The 18,416-nt window shown below is 64.0% G+C and carries 15 protein-coding genes; 3 read left to right on the forward strand and 12 right to left on the reverse strand.

Translation table 11 applies throughout. The features are described from left to right. A partial coding sequence (locus V6M87_RS06515) for a M4 family metallopeptidase (RefSeq protein WP_332875788.1) occupies window positions 1-2,286 on the reverse strand: 2,286 nt, incomplete at its 3' end. A gap of 214 nt (window positions 2,287-2,500) precedes the next feature. Between V6M87_RS06515 and V6M87_RS06520 the strand changes: the two genes are divergently transcribed. Then, a complete protein-coding gene (locus tag V6M87_RS06520) occupies window positions 2,501-2,746 on the forward strand; it encodes a hypothetical protein (RefSeq protein ID WP_332875789.1) in 246 nt (81 codons plus the stop codon). A gap of 36 nt (window positions 2,747-2,782) precedes the next feature. Here V6M87_RS06520 and V6M87_RS06525 read toward each other — a convergent pair whose 3' ends face one another. The 7 genes from V6M87_RS06525 to V6M87_RS06555 all read right to left on the reverse strand — a co-directional run bounded on the left by V6M87_RS06525 (window position 2,783) and on the right by V6M87_RS06555 (window position 12,232). Continuing rightward, window positions 2,783-3,289, reverse strand: a complete 507-nt coding sequence (locus V6M87_RS06525) for a hypothetical protein (RefSeq protein ID WP_332875790.1) — start codon at window positions 3,287-3,289, stop codon at window positions 2,783-2,785. Window positions 3,290-3,336: 47 nt separating this feature from the next. Further along, window positions 3,337-3,948 (reverse strand): hypothetical protein, encoded by a 612-nt coding sequence (locus V6M87_RS06530; protein ID WP_332875791.1) that lies wholly within the window; start codon window positions 3,946-3,948, stop codon window positions 3,337-3,339. A 94-nt stretch (window positions 3,949-4,042) separates the two neighbouring features. Next, window positions 4,043-4,777, reverse strand: a complete 735-nt coding sequence (locus V6M87_RS06535) for an AAA family ATPase (RefSeq protein ID WP_332875792.1) — start codon at window positions 4,775-4,777, stop codon at window positions 4,043-4,045. A gap of 2 nt (window positions 4,778-4,779) precedes the next feature. Then, on the reverse strand, window positions 4,780-6,327 hold the full coding sequence (locus V6M87_RS06540) for an aspartyl protease family protein (RefSeq protein WP_332875793.1): 1,548 nt from the start codon (window positions 6,325-6,327) through the stop codon (window positions 4,780-4,782). Window positions 6,328-6,394: 67 nt separating this feature from the next. Then, window positions 6,395-7,405: a S66 peptidase family protein gene (locus V6M87_RS06545; protein ID WP_332875794.1), complete on the reverse strand. Its 1,011-nt coding sequence runs from the start codon at window positions 7,403-7,405 to the stop codon at window positions 6,395-6,397. A gap of 103 nt (window positions 7,406-7,508) precedes the next feature. Continuing rightward, the gene (locus tag V6M87_RS06550; RefSeq protein WP_332875795.1) at window positions 7,509-10,274 is read right to left on the reverse strand and encodes a TonB-dependent receptor; all 2,766 of its coding nucleotides are present in this window, start codon (window positions 10,272-10,274) and stop codon (window positions 7,509-7,511) included. A gap of 176 nt (window positions 10,275-10,450) precedes the next feature. Beyond that, window positions 10,451-12,232 (reverse strand): ABC transporter substrate-binding protein, encoded by a 1,782-nt coding sequence (locus tag V6M87_RS06555; RefSeq protein ID WP_442920557.1) that lies wholly within the window; start codon window positions 12,230-12,232, stop codon window positions 10,451-10,453. A gap of 194 nt (window positions 12,233-12,426) precedes the next feature. Here V6M87_RS06555 and V6M87_RS06560 point away from each other — a divergent pair, with 194 nt between their 5' ends. Both V6M87_RS06560 and dacB read left to right on the forward strand, forming a co-directional pair. After that, entirely contained in the window at window positions 12,427-13,665 is a 1,239-nt protein-coding gene (locus tag V6M87_RS06560) for a nucleoside recognition domain-containing protein (protein ID WP_332875796.1), read from the forward strand. A gap of 12 nt (window positions 13,666-13,677) precedes the next feature. Then, window positions 13,678-15,129: a D-alanyl-D-alanine carboxypeptidase/D-alanyl-D-alanine endopeptidase gene (gene dacB / locus V6M87_RS06565; protein WP_332875797.1), complete on the forward strand. Its 1,452-nt coding sequence runs from the start codon at window positions 13,678-13,680 to the stop codon at window positions 15,127-15,129. On the opposite strand, the gene V6M87_RS06570 is transcribed toward dacB, so the two are convergent. From V6M87_RS06570 to V6M87_RS06585, 4 genes are read right to left on the reverse strand one after another with little or no spacing between them, the layout of a single operon-like run. Further along, window positions 15,126-15,704 carry a M15 family metallopeptidase gene (locus V6M87_RS06570; RefSeq protein WP_332875798.1) on the reverse strand — a complete coding sequence of 193 codons (579 nt, stop codon included), beginning with the start codon at window positions 15,702-15,704 and terminating at the stop codon, window positions 15,126-15,128. The two genes, dacB and V6M87_RS06570, sit on opposite strands and share 4 nt — an antisense overlap. Continuing rightward, complete coding sequence (locus tag V6M87_RS06575) at window positions 15,701-16,606, reverse strand: LysR family transcriptional regulator (RefSeq protein ID WP_332875799.1); 906 nt, start codon at window positions 16,604-16,606, stop codon at window positions 15,701-15,703. Before V6M87_RS06575 ends, V6M87_RS06570 begins: the two co-directional genes overlap by 4 nt. A gap of 9 nt (window positions 16,607-16,615) precedes the next feature. Next, window positions 16,616-17,431 (reverse strand): N-acetylmuramoyl-L-alanine amidase, encoded by an 816-nt coding sequence (locus V6M87_RS06580; RefSeq protein ID WP_332875800.1) that lies wholly within the window; start codon window positions 17,429-17,431, stop codon window positions 16,616-16,618. Between the two features lie 25 nt (window positions 17,432-17,456). After that, window positions 17,457-18,359, reverse strand: coding sequence for an N-acetylglucosamine kinase (locus tag V6M87_RS06585; protein WP_332875801.1), 903 nt, complete (start codon window positions 18,357-18,359; stop codon window positions 17,457-17,459). Window positions 18,360-18,416 lie beyond the last annotated feature (57 nt).

Consider the following 18,416-nt stretch of genomic DNA (forward strand, 5'->3'; position numbering starts at 1 on the left):
GGCGCTGGTGGGCGTGGCGGCCGAGTCGGTCACCTTGACGCTGAACACGGCGCCGGTATCGGCTGCCTTGGTGACCAAGCTGTAGCTGGCCGCGGTGGCGCTGGCAATGGCCGCGCCATTCCTCAACCATTGGTACTTGTAGGGCGCGGTGCCGCCGCTGGCGCTCACGGCAAACGAGGCAGTGGCGCCAGCGAGCACGCTCACGCTGGCCGGCTGCGACGCAATCGCCACGCTCGGCAGGGTGACCGTCAGGGTGGCGTTGGCGCTGGTGGCGCTGGCTGGCGTGGCGGCCGAGTCGGTAACCTTGACGCTGAATACGGCGCCGCTGTCAGCCGTCTTGGTGACCAGGCTGTAGCTGGCGGCCGTGGCGCCGGCGATGATGGCGCCATTCCTCAGCCACTGGTATTTGTAGGGTGCCGTACCGCCGCTTGCCGTGACCGCAAACGAGGCGGTCGCGCCGGCCAGCACGCTTACGCCGGCCGGGTTCGACGCGATGGCCAAGCCCGTGGCCTCGGCCACATCGGCACCGACGTTGATGGCGGCGTAGGCCCGCTGTACTGCCGTTGCCTCCTTCGAGCCGACGCCGTACAGTTCTTGCGCAGCCAGCAGCACCTTGGCGCGTGCGTCGGCGTAGTTGGTCGACGCGGTGAACTTGGTGGTCAGCGCGCGAAACCAGATGCGGTAGGCCTTGTCGCTGCCGATCCCGGTCATCGCTTTAGGAAGCTGGGTCAGGTAAGCGCTGTAGAAATTCGAGGTGGTAGTGGCGTTCGAGCCTTGCGCCAGAAAATAGAACATGCGGTTGTTCGGGCCGCTGCTGTAATGGACATCGAGGTTGCCCAGCGTGCTGCTCCAGGCATCCGGGCTGCCACCGTCGAGGCTGGGTTTGTACATGTAGCGCAGCGGCGATCCGGTTTTCGAGATGTCGGTGCCCATCACCCAGTCGTTGCCGGTGGCCGGGATCGTGCTGCCGGTGCCGCCCGCGCGCGCGTACGCTTCCACCATTTCGCCGTTGATGTCCGACGCCGATTCGTTCAGGCCGCCCGATTCGCCCCAGTAGGTCAGGTTCGAGGTGGCGGCGGTGATGCCGTGGCCCATTTCGTGGCCGATCACGTCGAGCGCGCCCAGGCTTTTGAAGTAGTTGCCATCGCCAATGTACATGCAGCGGCAAGCGTCGCTGTAATAGGCATTGTCATAGGCCGTGTTGACGTGGGCGGCAATGTAGGTGGCCGTATTGTTGCCGTCGAGCGACTGCCAGCCCAGCACGTTTTTCAGCATGTCGTAGGTGTTCGTCAATCCCCACATGGCGTTCACGGCCGCGGTCTGGCCGTTGGCATTGGTGGTGACGCCGCCCGCCACGTATTGCAAGCCGTCGCCCCAGGTATTCGTGGTGTTGGCGAAGATCGCGCCGGCGGTGGTGCCGTGGTTGGCGTTGGTGACCGCCATCCCGCCGTACGCGCCACCGACGCCGCGCGTCGTATCGAGCATGGTGTAGGTGGCGCCGGTCAGCGTCGTGTTTAGGGGCACCGTGCCGTTGTACTGGCTTTTGCCGGTGCCGGCCACGGTTTTCAAGGTGCGCCACTGGGCCAGGATGCGGCCGTCGTTGGCGCTGATGATGGTGTCGTGGAAAATCGGCTTGTTGCCGCTGGCCATGCGCGTCTGCACCAGATAGGCCAACTCGTAGCTGGTGACCTGGTCGACCAGGTCGAGCGCGTTGAGCTGGGCGTCGGTCTTGCCCGCGGCCGCGGCCGTGCGCACGCTGGTCACGACAGGATAGATGATCAGTTCCACAACCGGGCTCTGGACATGGCTGGCACCCGGCGCGGTGGCTTTTACCGCGAGGCTGATGGCGTCCTCGCCGGAGATGACGGGCGTGACGCTGAAATTGGCAAAGCGGCCGCGCGTGGCTGGGGCAGACGCCGCATTGTCCGCGCCACGGCCGAGGCCATCGCCGCGGTTGGAGCGCACTTCGCTCAGCAGCCTGCCAGTGCGACTGCTCACCACCAACGATTCCCCGTGAAAGATGCGCACGCCCTTGTAGGTATGCGCAGCGCGCGTAATCGCCGTGCCGGCCACGCCAGGGTGATGCGATTTCACCCGAAAACCGTGTTCCTGATCGATGCCGTTGTAGGCGCGCCGGTTATCCAGCTGGATCACGACGGCCTGCTCAGCTTGCTGGGTCCGGGCCACAGGTTCGCCCATCATTTGCGCGGCCGAGGCGCTGGCGCACAGCATCAACGGCAATGCAGCACCGATCGACGAGGCCAGCCAAATTTTATGTATGTCCATTTTTTGTCCACGAGGTTGTCATATCGCGCCCCCATGGCGTACGAGCACGGGCCGCATTCAGTCTGTCCAGATAGCGCAGCAAAGAATTGTTGTAAAAATAATCTGCTGTATGTACAGAATGTAACGTACCATTTCCGCACGGCAACTGCACGCGTTTTTTGCAGAATTCTATGAAAACGGCGTCGAAATGCGGGATGTATGACGTGGTTTGTCCATGACAAATTCTGGCAGCCTGCGCGAAGAATTTTGTGCAAAAACGAAACAGAGTGTGTCTTTTCCCGCAGTGACTTGTTCACCTTTTACAAAGCATCGGGGTCTACACGCGTTTCACGCCAGGCAGATATTGCCGCCACGGCGCCAGATCGTTCTTTGCGATCGTCAATTGGAAATGAGCATCCTGCTGGAGCAAGCGCAGACGGGTGCGGCGTTCGCGGCGCTGTCGCACATCGTCGGGCACTGAGGTTCGGACGCTGAAGTTCGGATGCTGAGGTCAGCGCTACTCGGCAGCGCGGTGCAGAAACACCTTGTCGACCAGCTTCCAGTTGCCGGTGCCGTCGAGGCGCAGGATGAACCGGACCGGCACCGAGGGCGTACTCTGCGGATCCTCCGGGCCATATTCCCGGCCTTCCAACACCAGATTTCTGGCGTTGTGGCTGATGATGCGGGTGACCACGCGTACCGGACTTTCGAACGCCACCACCGGAGACGACAGTTCCGGCTGCACCACGTACTGGCCGGTATTGAAGGTGGCAATTGCCAGCTGCGTCTGCTCGGTGCCAGAACCGCCGAAACAGCGCATGTCGCCCACCCACAGCACCGCATACCGGGCGGCAAATGCGCCCTCGTAGCCGGCCGAGAGCATCATGACGTCGGCCGGCATGACTTTCACGCCGCTGCACGCAATCGCATTGGCATAGCGCTGCACCGCACTGGCCACACCGGCCCTGGCCGCGTCAGGCACGACCGGCTCGGCGCACACGGTGACCGGGGTGGCAAGGCACACCAAAGCTGCAGCACAAATTTTCACGACGGGTTTCATCACAAAGGCGCTCACATCGGCGGCGCGACGCCGTCCTTCTCCACCACCACGCGCGACGACTTGTAGCTGGCGCTCGACCCGGTGGCGACCACGAACACTTTTTTGCCAACGATCAGGTCAGCCCGCATGGCGGGCGTCAACGTCACGACCGGCGTTGCTTCCGGCACGATGACTTCCTTGCTGCCACCTTGATAGGACAGCGTCAGCACGCGGCCCTGGACGCCGCTGGCGACCATGTCGACATTCGCATTCGTCATCATGCTGCCTGGCAGCAGGTCCCAGGCGTAATGGCCTTCGCCGGTGCCGCGCGCCGCTTCCGGGAATACCAGCACTTCCAGCGCAGTCAGCTTGCCGTCGGCGCCAGTCTCGGTGGCGGCGCCGATGAAGGCATCTTTTTTGATGTCGGCCAGCTTGACGTTCTTCACCGCACCCACGTTCACATCGGACGCCAGCGCGATCTTGACGATGTCGCCGCTGCCGCGCCGCTTGACGGTGAGCGTGGCGGCGTCGACCGACACGATGTCGCCACGGATGCGCGTCGGCGCTTCCTGGGCGAAGGCGGTCGCGCTGGCCAGCAGGGCGCTGCCTGCGATCAGGCGGAAGATGGTTTTAGCAAAGGTCATGGCGTTCCTGGAGTAGGTTGAACCGCGAGGTTTTTTACCAAGATAGCAGGTTTTGGATAGTGATGAGCGCCGTGCAGGCGCCCCTGAAGCTGGTTCAGTCATCGCTGAACAGCTGCTCCAGCCGGCGCGGGTAATGGTTCAAAAAATCGCGCGTGATGGCGTAATGTTCCGTGTCTTCATACGCCACTTCGGTAATCCCGCTGCCGTCGAATTGCAGGATTTTGGCGCCTGGATAGGCCAGTAAAATCGGCGAGTGGGTGGCGATGATGAACTGGGACGTATCGGCGACCAGTTCGCGGATCAGGCGCAGCGCGGACAGCTGGCGATTCGGCGACAGGGCCGCTTCCGGCTCGTCGAGCAGGTACAAACCCTTGCCGCGGAATTTATGGGTCAGCAGCGTCATGAACGCTTCCCCGTGCGAGCGCGCGTGCAGCGACTTGCCACCGTAGCCGTCGAGATAACCGGTCTGGTCCATGAACGTCGCGACATTGTAGAAACTCTCGGCACGCAAAAAATAGCCGTCCCGCGGCTGGCGAAAGCCGCGCACCAGCTTCAGCACTTCGTGCAGCGAGGACTCCGATTGCGCCGTCGACAGATTGAAGCCGCGCGTGCCACCCTCGCGGCTAAAGCCCAGCGCCAGCGCGATGGCTTCCAGCAGTGTCGATTTGCCGGCGCCATTTTCGCCGATCAGGAACGTCACATCCGGGTGGAATGCGATCGTGCCCAAATCGCGCACGGCGGGAATATTGTAGGGGTAGTGGGCCTCGTCGATGACCGCGTCCGGGCGTATTGACACGGTCTGCAAATACGGCTTGACCGCGAACTTCATGCTTATTGTGCCGCAGCGGCCAGGGCCAGCCGCGGCGCCAGCTTGCACTCCCCATGCGATGCCAGGACCGCGGTCGTCTCGGCCGCCTTGCCCTGCGCCGCGTACAGATCCGCCACCGCTGCTGCGCTGTCGCAGATGCGCCGTTTGGCCACGTCGGGCGCCTTGGCAGCGTCTTGGGCGGCCTGCGCGAACAGGGTGGCGGCGTCCTGCCGGCCAAGATAAAACTGCGCCACGGGCGCCGGCCAGCCCTTGCTGGTCTTGAAGGCGGCGTCGAGTTCCTGCTGGCCCAGCGCGGCCTGGTTGGCGCGCAGGCGCGCGATGTACAGCCACAGCGCAATCCGGCCATCGTCCGGCAGCTGGTCGAGCGCGGCGCGCAGGTGTGGCGCCGCTTCTGCATCGCGGCCAAGCGACATCAGCCTGCGGCCCACCGCCAGCTCGGCGCCCGGATGGCCGTGGCGCGCGGCCAGTTCGATCCAGTGGCTGGACTTGGCCAGGTCTTTCGGCACGACGGTGCCAATGCGGTATAAATTCGCCAGCTGGAATTCGGCATCCGGATTGCCTTCGTCGGCTTCACGCTGCAGCCACGGTTCGATCGACGAGGCGCGGCTGACAAACACGTCACCGGTGCCGGTATACGATATATACAGTTTCTTCTGGCTCTTCGCGAACAGCACCCGATGCTGGCGCAGGAAGTCGCGGCCCAGCAGGATGTCGACATCGCGCTCGCCCTGCGACTCCATCACGCTGATGCGCGCGTCGAGTATGTGTTCGTCGCCGATGGCCAGCCTGTCGAAGTGCGCGCTCCAGTGGGCGACCTTGCGTTCTCCGACGCCGGTGATATCGGCCAGCTTCCTGACGTCGGGTGCATCGAGCCGCAAGCCGGCACGCCGGGCGGCGGCCAGTTCGATGAAGGTGGCCGGGGCGCCGCTGTCGATCATGGCGTCGAGCGGGTGGCCGTTCAGCTCCACCGTGAAATGGGGATTCGGCCCTTTGGTCGTGCGCCAGTTGTAGGGAATCTCCGTCACCGGCACATCCTTCCAGTAGCCGAGGAAGGTGTCCTTGCAGTTTTGCGGGCGGAAGAACTTGATTTCCCGGTCGGCCAGGTTCATCTCCAGGTCGGCCTGCAGCAGGAACGGTGCGCCGACGATGACATCGAACGAAGGTTTGCTGCCCATGGCGCCGATCACGCGCATGGTGGACACGCCCGCGCGCGACGGCCCCACCGTCATTTCGTTGACGCGCACGCTGTACAGACGCGCTTCGCCCCCGATGCCAGATGCCCAGCGCCCGGTCCACTGCAGGTTCAGGTCGAGCTTTTCGGCATAGTCCTGGGTCAGGGCGCTGAGATCGGCGCCGGTGTCCATCAGCATGCGCGCCGGCTTGCCGTTCATGGTGCCGGGAATGGTCGGCTCCAGGCTGGCGCCCGCGTACTTGACGGGCAGCGTCGCCACTTCGACATACTGGCAACCGACCGGCTTGTCATCCGCCAAAGCAGGCGACGTGCACAGCAAGGCAACGAGGGGAAACGCGAGCAGAGGAAAGTTGAGCATGGGAGGTGATCGAATCGACAATCACTGTATCTTATGCGAACTTTGTGACCAGAAATAGGAATATTGCTTAGCTCACAGCCGTCTCATGCAAGGTGAATGTCTGGCGCAGCGTATCGAGCGTCGCCATGACACCGATCGGCAGCGTGCACTGATTGCGGATGTGGCCGATCGAGTAGCCGGTCACCGCCGGCACCGCGAGCCGGTCGAGGTGCAGCGCCAGCGTCTGGTCGAGCGTGAGCGATTGATCGCCGGCCTCCGGCCCGCAGTTTTCGCAGATGCCGATGACGACGGCGGCCGCGTTCTGCAAACCGCCGGCCAGGTCGAGCTGCGTCATCGACCGGTCGACACGGTAGGGCGCTTCGTTGACTTCTTCGAGGAATAACAGGGACCCGGCAATCCCGGCTGCATACGGCGTGCCGGCCAGCGCGCTGACCATGGAGAGATTGCCGCCCATCAGTACGCCGCTGGCGACGCCGGCGTGGACCGTGCGCACCGCATACAGCGGCTCGGTCAAGCCTTGAAACGCATTCGCCGACGACATCGGAATGGTGGTCATCGGCTGCGGGTCGCGCAGCACGGCCAGCAACTGCTCCGCCGCGTAGTCGGACAGGGTAGAGGAGGCTACCGGCCCGTGGAAGGTCACCAGAGCGGCTTGGCGGTGAATGGCCAGGTGCAGCGCCGTGATGTCGGAGTAGCCCAGCAGGATCTTGGGGTGGGAGCGAATCGAGGCGTAGTCCAGGCCGGCCAGCAGCGCGATGCAGCCGGAACCGCCGCGGATGGCCCAGATGGCGTTCACTTCCGGGTCGGCGAACATGGCGTGCAGGTCGTCCAGCCGTTGTTGCGCGGTGCCGCCGTAGTTGCCGAACACGGCGCGCAGGTTGGCGCCCTGCTTTGCGCGGCAGCCAAGGCTCTCGATATTGCGCACCGCTTTTGCAATCGCCGCTTCGGTGGTGTAGCCGCCCGGCGCGACCAGGCCGATCACGTCGCCGGTTTGCAAGCGCGGCGGCTTGATCAGTTTCAGCGCAGCCGGCTGCGCTGCCAGCGCCGGTGCCGCGACGCCGGCAGCCAGTGCGGCCATGAATCGTCTCCTGCCTGCCATGCGCGTTCCCATTCCATAAAAAAAACCCGCCGGGGCGGCAGGCGAACCTGCTGCGTCGACGGGCGGTTGGCTGTGCTGTTCGTCAGAAAGTGTACTTCGCCAGCAGCGAGTAGGCGCGTCCGCGTGGATCGGCCACCCGCGGGTCCCAGCCGGCGCCGACCACTTCGTCGACATTGTGGGCAGTGAACGGCGGGTTCTTGTCGAACAGGTTCAAGATACCGGCCGTCAGCGACAGGTGCGGGATGCCAGTGTACGTGACCGACAGGCCGAAGGTCAGGTAGTCGTCGACGATCGGGTTGAAGCCGGCCGGGTACAGCCTGCCGCCGTTCGGTACCTGGTCCTTGTAGCCGCTCGCGTAGCGCGCCGACAGCAAGCTGCCCCAATCGCCCTTGGTGACCGACAGGGATGCGTTCGACTTCCAGCGCAAGTACAGGTCGCGCGTATAGAAATTGCCGACATATTCCTTGTAGGCCTGGCCAGGAATCTCGGCAAATTTGAAGCTCTGGGTCCAGGTGCTTTCGATCTCGGCCGACCACTTGGTGCCGTCGAATACCATGCCCTGGGCGCGCAGGCCGATGTTGGCGCCGCGCGTCTTGCTACCGGCTGCATTGATCCAGCCGGCTTGCACGTACTGGATGGTGTCGTCAGCATTGCGGATGATGTTGTCCGCCAGTGCCACGGCATTGGCCAGCACGATTTGCGGCGTGCGGTTCAGGATGCGGTCCTTCGAGTTGATGGCGAAGTAATCGACCGACGCCGACCAGCCGCGCACCGGCTCGAACACCACGCCCAGGCTGCCCTGCTTCGAGGTTTCCGGCTTCAGGTTCGGGTTGCCGCCGGTTTTGTAATCGAGCCGCTCAATGGCGCAAAAGCGCGGGTCGCCCGGATGCGTCACGCAGCCCACCGGGTCGCTCACACCACTTGGCAACTCCTGGTCCAGCGACTGCGTGTACAGCTGGGTGAAGCTCGGCGCCAGGAAGCCCTTGTTGGCCGAGCCACGGAACAGCAGCGCCTCGAACGGCTGGTAGCGGAACGCGATTTTCGGGTTGGTGGTCGCGCCAATCAGGCTGTACTGGTCACGCCGCACGGCCAGTTGCACTTCCAGGTTTTTGAGGACCGGGACGATCAATTCGGCATACAACGCCTTGATGTCGCGCGATGCTTTGGGCAGGCCCGCATTGCCCGGCGCCAGCAGAATCTGGGTCGCATCGGCATCCTGCGCGTAGCTGTACTCTTCGCGGCGCAAATCGAAGCCCATTGCGCCGGCCACTGCGCCCGCAGGCAGGTTGAACAGCTCGCCGGACAGGTTGCCGTCGACCTGGTTCAGGCTGGTTTTTCCATGGTTCAGCTGGCCGCGAAACTTGGTCGATTCGACCAGCGCCATGGCGGCCGCAGTTTGCTCCTGGCCGGCGACGATGAACGGGTTGATGACGCCGCTGCCGAGGGCCGCGTTGAACTTGCTGGTGTAGGCGTAACCGTCGAGCAGCGAGACCTTGCTTTCGCTCTCGGCGTGCGAGGCGCCGAGGCGGTAATCGTACTTGCCGGCCAGCGTGCCTTCGATACCGGCCAGCACGCGCAGGTTGTCGGTGACTTGTTCCTGGGTGCGGTTGCCGAACGGCGTGGCGCGCCATTTGTAGATGATCGGCTTGGTCTTGTCATACGTGGAAATATACGGCGAGAGGTCCTGGTAATAGGCGCCGCCCACCGGATAGGCGTTGCCGGCCGCCAGCGTCGTCGAGATCTGGGCCGGCGTCAAAATGGCGGTGGCCTTGCTGCGCGAGGCCAGCACTTCGACGAAGCCGCTGTGGTCCGGGTTAAACTGGTAGGTTCCGCGCAACAGGCCGTTGGCGCGCTCGGCCGGGAGTTGAATGACATAGTCGCCGCCATAATCGTAGGCGCACGAATAGGTCGAGCGCAGCGGTGAGGTCACGTCTTTCCACAGTGCGGTGTTGTACTGCGACATGCCGGGAATTGTGTCGCACTTGCCTTGCAGGCTGAGCAGGCCAGCCTGCAGGTATTTATTGGCGTCGCCAGGCCGGGTGAAATTGGCGCCCAGCGCGGTGCCGGCGCCGGACAGCTGGTTGGCCGACGGCGTGCCGGTGGTGTCCGGCGACAGGCCGCGCGCTGGCTGGTAGCCATTCGCGAATCCACGCTGGCTGGAGTCGAGCCGTTCGTTCTTGTCGAGGGTCAGGCTACCCATGATGTTGAATTTGTCTTCGTCCAGGTTGCCCGTACCACCCAACAGGGACAGGCGATGGATGGCGCCGCCGCCCGCTTCGGTCTGGTTGGTCGACGCCGCTACTTCCAGCCCCGTGTAATTGGTCTTCAAAATGAAGTTGATCACGCCGCCGACCGCGTCGGTACCGTAAATGGCCGAGGCGCCATCCTTCAGGATTTCCACGCGCGCAATGGCGCCGAGCGGAATCGAATTCAGATCGACGGCCTTGCCGCTGCCGCCATGGGTGGCGACGCGGCGGCCGTTCAACAAGATCAGCGTGCTGTTCGGACCGAGGCCGCGCAGGGACGCAAACGACCCGCCGCCACTGGTACGGTCGGCGTCGGCGCCGAACACGTTGTTGCCGGACACCTGGTTGTCCGAGCCGGTGCCATTCGATGAAATTTGTTGCAGTAGTTGCTCGGCGTTGGTGATGCCCTTCTTTTCCATCTGGTCGAAGGTGATCACCTGGACCGGCAAGGCGCCTTCCTTGGCGATGCGCTTGATGCTCGAGCCGGTCACTTCGACGCGTGCCATGGGTGGGGTACCAGCGGGCGCCGCGACTTGCTGCGCAAGCGCAGGGCTGACTGCGCCGATCAGGGCGATCAGGTGTGTCAATTTCTTCAACTTCACGGGTTTCTCCTAGGGTGTGCTGGTCGCATTTCGCACCGTTGTCAGTGCGGAAGGGTTGGCGTAATGTCTTTGCATTACGTTATCTGTTATTTGAGATTAAGCGGCGAAGGCCAGCGCCAGCCAATGAAATTTCCGGCTAGCACTATAACTTTGTGGAATATGCCGACAGGATAAGACTAATGCGCCATGTTATTGACGCGCTTGCGCTCGGCAAGGTCAACGTCCAGATAACGCCAAGGCGTGAGCTCGACCGGGTGGCGCTTGTAGTTTTTAAGCCACGGCTGGCGTAAATCCGCCGAAATGACGTGGGTCAGCGGGACCCACGGGTTGTATGCCTGGATCAGCTGGTTCATTTCGATATACAACTTTTGCCGGGCGGGGCCGTCCGCTAGCACGCGTGCCTGCTCGTAGCGTTCGTTGTAGGCGGGCAAATTAAAACGGGCGTAGTTGGCGCGCCCGGCGTTCGGGCCGTACAGCAACTGGTAGAAATTGTCGCCGTCCGGGAAGTCGGCCACCCAGTTGGTTTCAAACATCTGCACCTTGCCCAGGCGCGAGGCCTTGATGATCTCGGTTTTTTTGTCGGAGCGAAAAACCACGCGCAGACCGACCGTGGTGAGGCATTTTCGCCACATCTCATCGCGCAGGCGTCCGCCGACCGTCGCTTCGCTGGACATTGCCAGCGTCAAGACGCTGCCGTCGGGCGCGCGCCGGAAACCGTCCGGGTCGCGCTTTTGGTAGCCAAAGCGGTCGAGCAGCGCATTGGCCAGCGCCGGATCGTAGGGCACGGGGCTGCGGTAGGCGGGGTCGTAGCCGAGCACATTCGGTGGCAGCGGCGACTCGGCCTTGATGGCCAGCCCCTTCTTCAGCAGCGCGATGTCTTCCAGGTTGTTGTAGCTGAGCGAGATGGCGCGGCGCAGGGCCACTTTCTCCTTGCTGTAGCCGCCCACCACCGGGTCTTCCATATTGATCCAGAGGTAATAGGTTTGCAGCACCGGGAAGCGGTACAGCTGCATGCCGCGCGCGGCCAGCGCCGGTTTTAGTTTGCCGTCCTGCAGCACCATGTCCGTCATCGCTTCCGGCACCTGCTCCAGGTAATCGTATTCGCCGCCCAGGAAGCCCAGCATGCGGCCCTGGAACTCTTCGGCGATCTTGATGTCGATGCGGTCGACCAGAGGCAGGCGCTGCCCTTCCAGTGCGGCGGCCAGCGCCTGGTCGGCCGGATCGACCTTGCCGCTGGCGTGGAATACGGCAGTGGAGTACGGGTTCTTTTCGAGCACGATGCGATCGCTTCTCTTCCACTCGGCCAGCATGAAGGGGCCGGTGCCGACCGGGTGGTTGCCGGCCTGGCCCGGATAGGCAGCAATCACTTCCCTGGCCACCACGCTGGCCGCCGGGGTGGCCAGATAAAACGGAAAATTGAAATCGGGGGCGGCAAGGCGAATGCGCAGCGTGTAGCGGTCGAGCGCCTGCAGGCCGGGAATCGGCGTGTCGTAGCTAAAGTGTTCCTTCAAGGCTGCGTCGCCCAAGATTTTGCCTTCGAAGAAAAATGCGAAAGGCGACTTGATCTGCGGGTCGTACAGCCGGGTCAGGCTGTAGACATAGTCGGCCGCCGTTACTTCGCGCTTTTTGCCGTTGAAGGCCGGGTCGGGGGTGAAATAAATGCCGGGGCGGATGTGGAAGGTGTAGGTTTTGCCGCCGTCGCTCACCTCAGGCATTGCTGTTGCCGTGTTGCCAATCAATTTTACGGGGCGGGCCAGGTAATCGTAGCGCAGCAGCGGGTCGAACAGGTTTTCCAGCAGGCTCAACGTCGCCAGGTCGGACGCCACGGCGGGGTCGAGGCCGGTTTCGCTGGTCGACAGGAACATGTGCAGGGTTTTCATGGGCGCGGACATGGCGGGGGTGGCGGCCATCACGGTGGCGATGAACAAAGCGGTGATGGTCTGGCGAAATGGCGTCATGGCGGGTCCGGGTGCAATTGCACGATGATAGGCGCTGGCACAGGCTGCGGGCAAGGGATGGACTCGTCCCGCGCCACCGCCATCCGGTCCCACCAATAAGCTTTTTGCATACGGCCACTATATTCTTTCATCAATGCATCAAGCGCACCGCCTATACTCTTGCTGCACAATCAAGCGCATCTGCGGACTCACTCATGGCATTAAATTACATCTGGTCGGGCTTTTTTATCGTTGGTTTTGTGGCGGCGCTGCTGCAATGGCTGTTCCTGGGCGATAACGAGATCTTCAAAAAAATCATCGACGGCACCTTTGAATCGGCCCGGGCCGGCGTGATGGACATCGCCCTGCCCCTGGCCGGCGTCATGACACTCTGGCTCGGCATCATGAACATCGGCGAAAAGGCCGGCGCGGTCGGCTGGCTGGCGCGCGTGATCGCGCCGTTTTTCTCGCGCATCTTCCCCGACGTGCCGAAAGACCACCCCGCCACCGGCCACATGGTGATGAATTTTTCCGCCAACCTGCTCGGCCTGGACAATGCCGCCACGCCGTTCGGCCTGAAAGCGATGGAGAGCCTGCAAACGCTCAATCCCCAGAAAGACACGGCCAGCAACGCGCAGATCATGTTCCTGGTGCTGCACACCTCCGGCCTGACCCTGATCCCGCTGGCCATCATGGCCCAGCGCGCCATCCTCGGCGCCGCCAACCCGGCCGACATTTTTATCCCGTGCATGATCGCGACCTATGTCGCCACGGTGACCGGCATCATCGCCGTGTCGCTGCGCCAGGGCATCAACCTGCTCAACCGCGTCGTGCTGGGCTGGCTCGGTGGCATCACGGCCGCAATTGTCGCGCTGGTCTGCTACTTCACGATCTTTTTGACCAAGCAGGAGATCGAGCTGGTCTCGAAAGTAGCGAGCAATCTGATCCTGTTTTCGATCATCATCATCTTCATCGTCGGCGCCATGCGCAAGGGCGAGAACGTCTACGAAGCCTTTATCGAGGGTGCAAAAGGCGGCATCACAACTTCATTGACCGTCATCCCGTATCTGGTCGGGATGCTGGTGGCGATCTCCGTCATCCGCAACTCGGGCGTGCTGGGGTTCATCGTGGCAGGTCTCGACTGGGTGTTCGTCCAACTCGGCATGCACACCGAATTCACGCCGGCGCTGCCGACCGCGCTGATGAAACCCTTGTCGGGCAGCGGCTCGAAGGCGATGATGATCGACGCCATGCAAACTTACGGCGTCGATTCCTTCGTCGGACGGCTGGCCTGCATCTTCCAGGGTTCGGCCGATACCACCTTCTATATCGTCGCCCTGTATTTCGGGTCGGTCGGCATCCGCAAAACGAGATACGCCATTTCGTGCGGGCTGATTGCCGATTTCGCCGGCATCGTCGCCGCCATCCTGGTCGCTTACATGTTCTTCGGATAAGGAGTTCACTGCATGATTCGCCATCTCGTCAGCCTAGCCTTGCTTGCCTGGATGCCTGCGGCGTATGCCCAGTCGACCTTGCCCGAACCGGTCGCGCGCCAGATGGCGGCGGGCCAGTTACCGGACGATTCACTCAGCGTGCTGGTGCTGCGCGGCGACACCGTCGTGTTGTCCCACCGCGCGGAACGGCCGATGCAGCCGGCATCGACGATGAAACTGGTGACGACGCTGGTGGCGCTCGAACAACTCGGCCCGGTGTTCCGCGGCCGCACCGAACTGCGTACCAATGCGCCGCTGGTGAACGGCGTCTTGAAAGGCGACCTGGTGCTGCGTGGCGGCGCCGACGTCGATCTCACCGACGCCGTGCTGGAAAACATGCTGCGCGCGCTGCGCAACCAGGGTATCCGGAAAATCGAGGGCCGCCTGGTGCTGGATCGCCAGCTGTTTGCGCCGGCCAGAGACGACCTTGCCAGGCAGCCGTTCGACGAAGCGCCGGAAGCGTATTACAACGTGATTCCCGATGCGCTGATGGTCAACCGGAACATGCTGCAGCTAGACCTGCGCGCGACCGATCAAGGACTGCAGGTGACCAGCCAGCCGGCGCTGGAGAACGTCAGCGTGGCGTCGAACATGACGCTGGTGACAGCCGCCTGCAAGCAGTGGGACGATGGCTGGAAGCCGCCCCAGGCCGAGCAGCGCGAGAACGGCACCATCCGCGTCACCCTGCACGGCACCTTCCCGAAAAATTGCGCGCGCACGTACAGCATCAACGTTGTCGATCGCCAGGATTACGTCGACCGCCTGTTCCGCCTGCTTTGGCGCCAATTGGGCGGCGCGCTGCGTGGCGCCACCGTCGAAGGCGCCATGCCGGCGGATGCGCGTCTGCTGGCTGAACACGCGGCGCGTGCGTTGCCAGAGGTGATCCGCGATACCAATAAACCGTCGGACAATGCGTTGGCGCGCATCTTGTTTTTATCGCTGGGCAGCCTGGAAGCCGATCCGGCGCTGGGCAGCCATGCCTTGCCGGCGTCTGGCGAGGCGACCAGCGTACGGGCTGATCGCGTGGTGCGCACGTGGCTGCGCAACCACGCCATCGACGACACCGGCGCTGTGTTCGAGAACGGTTCCGGTCTGTCGCGCATCGAGCGCTTCACGGCGCTGCAAATGGGCGGCTTGCTGCAGGCCGGGTTGAAAAGCCAGTGGGCGCCAGAGTTCCTGTCCAGCTTCCCGATTGCCGGCGTCGATGGCACCATGCGCCAGCGACTGCGTGACAGCCCGGCAGCGGGGCACGCGCGCCTGAAAACGGGTTCGCTGAAAAATGGCGTCGCGCTGGCCGGTTATGTGACCGATGCGGCCGGGCGCCAGAGCGTGGTGGTGGCCATGATCAATGACGAGCATGCGGGTGACGGCAAGGGCCGCGCCGTGCTCGATGCGCTGGTCGACTGGGTGGCGCGCACGCCTTAGAGAATCCGCTGAAACGTCGCGCGCACCAGATTGCGGTCGCCGCAATCGAAGTGCCACCATTCGGTGCGGATGCCGACAAAGCCGGCCTGGAACATGGCGTCGCGCAGCAGCTGGCGGTTGGCTACCTGTTCCGCCGTCAAATCCCCGCACGCCAGAAAACCCTCTTCCAGCGCCGGGTGCGACAGTTCGGTCATGTCGTCGAAACCGGTCCCCATGTCCAGCTCCACGCCCGCCTCATCGAGGATGGTCACGTCGAGCGCCATGCCGAACGAGTGGATCGAGCCGCGCGTGGGTTCGGCCAGGTACATCTGCAAATCGGTGCCGGCCAGCGCATCCCAGAGTTCCTGCTGCACCCGTTGCGGGCGCAGGGCGTCGAGCACCAGTACCCGTACCCCGGGACGTTTCAATGCCAGCCACGCGACCACGCGCTCCAGTGCGCTGGCCGCCTGCACATGCAGCCACGCGCAGTCGTGCGATCCGTACAAATCGCGCCCCAAAAAATTATGCGGGCCCGCATAGCGCAGGTCGACGGCAATACCCGGGATCGTCGACAGGTGCCGGAAGTCGGGGTTCACGCGGCACCTCGCTCCAGGCAGGCGCGCGCCGCCGCGCCTATCGTGTTGGCCAGTGCCCGCGCCCCGTGCGACAGCGGCGCGTGGCTGGCGGTGAGCAGATACAACTGCACGGAAATGGCCGGCGCCCAGCTGCGGCACTGCACCTTGCCGGCCACCGCCGACGCGGCCGTGAAGGGATCGAGCACCGCCACGCCGGCGCCAGCTTCCACCAGCGAGCGCGCAATCTGGTAGGTCTGCACCACGGTATGGAACACCGGCTGCACGTCCTGCGCTTCGCAGGCCGCCAGCACCAGCTCACCCAGCGGATCGTCGCCGGCCATGCCGATCAATTCACCCTGTAAATTGCGCGGGCCAAATGGCTGCGCGCATTGCGCCGCCGTCCAGGTGCCGGCCGGCGCCACCGCCGTCAAAAAACCCTGCGCAATCGGTTCCGCCACGATGCCGGGATGGCGCGGATCCTGCAGCGACACCGCCAGATCAGCTTCGCCCAGGCGCAGGGCATTGACGATTTCGCTGGTGTGGTGGGTGCCCAGTTCGCAGCGCGTCTGCGCAAAGTCGCGCCGCCACGCCTTCATCGCAGCCGGCAGCACGCTGATTGCGATGGTCGGTGTGGCCACCAGCCGCACCGTCTCCACCGCGCGGCCCTTCAAGCTGGCGGCGAGGCGACGGATGCTTTGCAAATCGCGGTTGAGTTTTTCGGTCTCGATGAAGAGCCGATGTGCTTCCGGCTTCGGATACAGTTTGCCGCGCACGCGCTCGAACAGCGGCATGCCCAGTTGCAGTTCGGCGTGCTGCAGCACCTTGGTCACGGCTGGCTGCGAAATGTGCAGCACCTGGGCGGCGCCGCTGATAGTGCCGACCTGCATGATCGCGTGGAAGACTTCAATGTGACGCAGGCGCATCGGCGTTCCCTATTTGACGGCCGCGACCGCCGGAAGCGGCGCGCTTGCCGGCGCGGTCAGCACCTCCAGCAGCGCGGCGCTTTCGGCATCGGGCTGGCCGTCGTATTTCGCCGGGCGGTATTTCATCTGGAAGGCGCCCAGCACGGTGCGCGTCTGTTCATCGAGCTCGCCGCTTGGCACGATGGCGTAACCGTGGGCCGCCAGTTTTTGCTGGAACCAGGCCACGTCCGGCAGCATCGCTTCGAAGGCCGGCTGCAGGGCCGCCACGCGGGTGGCGTCGGGCCAGACGATCAGGCCGGCCTTGGCCAGCTGGATCCACGGGAACATCGGTCCTGGATCCTGCTTGCGCAAAGGCGCGACGTCGCTGTGGCCGAGGATATTCTCCGGCGCCACCTTGTTGCGCGTGGCGATGTCCTTGATCAGCGGGATCAGCGTGTCCATCTGCGCCTGCGTGAACGGCGCATACACGCGGCCCTGCGGCGTATCGGTCCAGCCCTTGTTGACGATCTCGATGCCGACCGAAATACCGTTCAACTGCGTGAACGACTTCCAGTTCGACAGGCCCGCGTGCCAGGACGCCTGGGTTTCGTCCACCAGCCCGTAGATCACCGGTTGCGGGTCGTCGGTGAGCAGGTAATGGGCGCTGACCTGCTGCTGCGTCAGGATCTTGATGGAACTGGCCTTGTCGGACACCGTGTAGTGCAGCACGATGAAGCGCACGCGCGGAGCCTGGCCGACGGCGTTGTAGGTGTGGTCGATGCGCGGGCCGGTGGCGCAGCCGGTCAGCGTGAGCAGGGCCAGCAGGATGGGAGCGAACAGTTTCATGGGCGTTTTGGTCGAGGATAAGGAATCAATATACGGCAGCGGCGCGCGCTGCGGCAAGATGGGCTTCGCTGCCGGCCAGCGCAAGCGGCAAGTCGGGCGGCAGCGCGGCGCGCATGGCGTCGAAAATCATCGGATGCAGCGTTGCGGCGCGGCCGGACAAAGCCACCGGGCGCGCACCGAAGCGGCCGCGCAGGGCGATGGCCAGGCGCGCCAGTTCGCGCCCCGCGTGGCGCAGGATGCCGGCCGCTACCGGGTCGGCGTCGGCACTGGCGGCCACCGCCATGGCCAGCTGGCCGACCGCGCCGCGTTCCTGGCCGTAGATGAACTGGCGCGAATGGTCCCAGTCGCTGCCGCCGATCTGGTCGAACACGGCGCGCGCCATGATGGAATCCTGCCAGGCGCCGGGCTGCTCGTCTTCGCGGCGCCAGATGTGGCGCAGCGCTTCGCGCGCGATCCAGAAGCCGCCGCCGCCATCGTCGAGCACCACGCCACGGCCACCGGCGCGGTGCAACACGCCGTCGGCCGCGATCCAGGCCCCGATCGAGCCGGTGCCCGCGTAGACCAGGTAACCGGCTCCCGGCTGAAAGCAGGCGGCGTAGGCAATTTCGATGTCATTGCACAGCGTGACGGCGCTGGCGGGCATGTCGAACAGCGTCGCCAGCCATCGCTGCAACTGCGCGCCGTCGCCGCCAAAGCCGGTGAGGCCGGCGCGGATGGCGCCTGGCTTGCCATGGGCCAGCACCGTGTCGGCCAGCTGCGTCAGGCGTGCATGCAGGGCGGTGCGGCCCGTGTTGCTACCCATCTGCAGCGCCGACAGGCCCGCCACTTCCCCCTCGGCGACGATGGCGCCAGCGCGGTCGGCCAGCGCCCAGCGTGTGCGGGTGCCGCCGGCGTCGATGCCCAAGCCAGGTGCGTGATCATTTTTCATGATGCGAGTGTAGGTTCAGACAAGATGGGGCGCGCATGAATGCTGACCGTATGCGCA

Origin of the sequence: Massilia sp. S19_KUP03_FR1, assembly GCF_036688685.1 — a bacterium.
Taxonomy (GTDB): domain Bacteria; phylum Pseudomonadota; class Gammaproteobacteria; order Burkholderiales; family Burkholderiaceae_D; genus JALYUM01.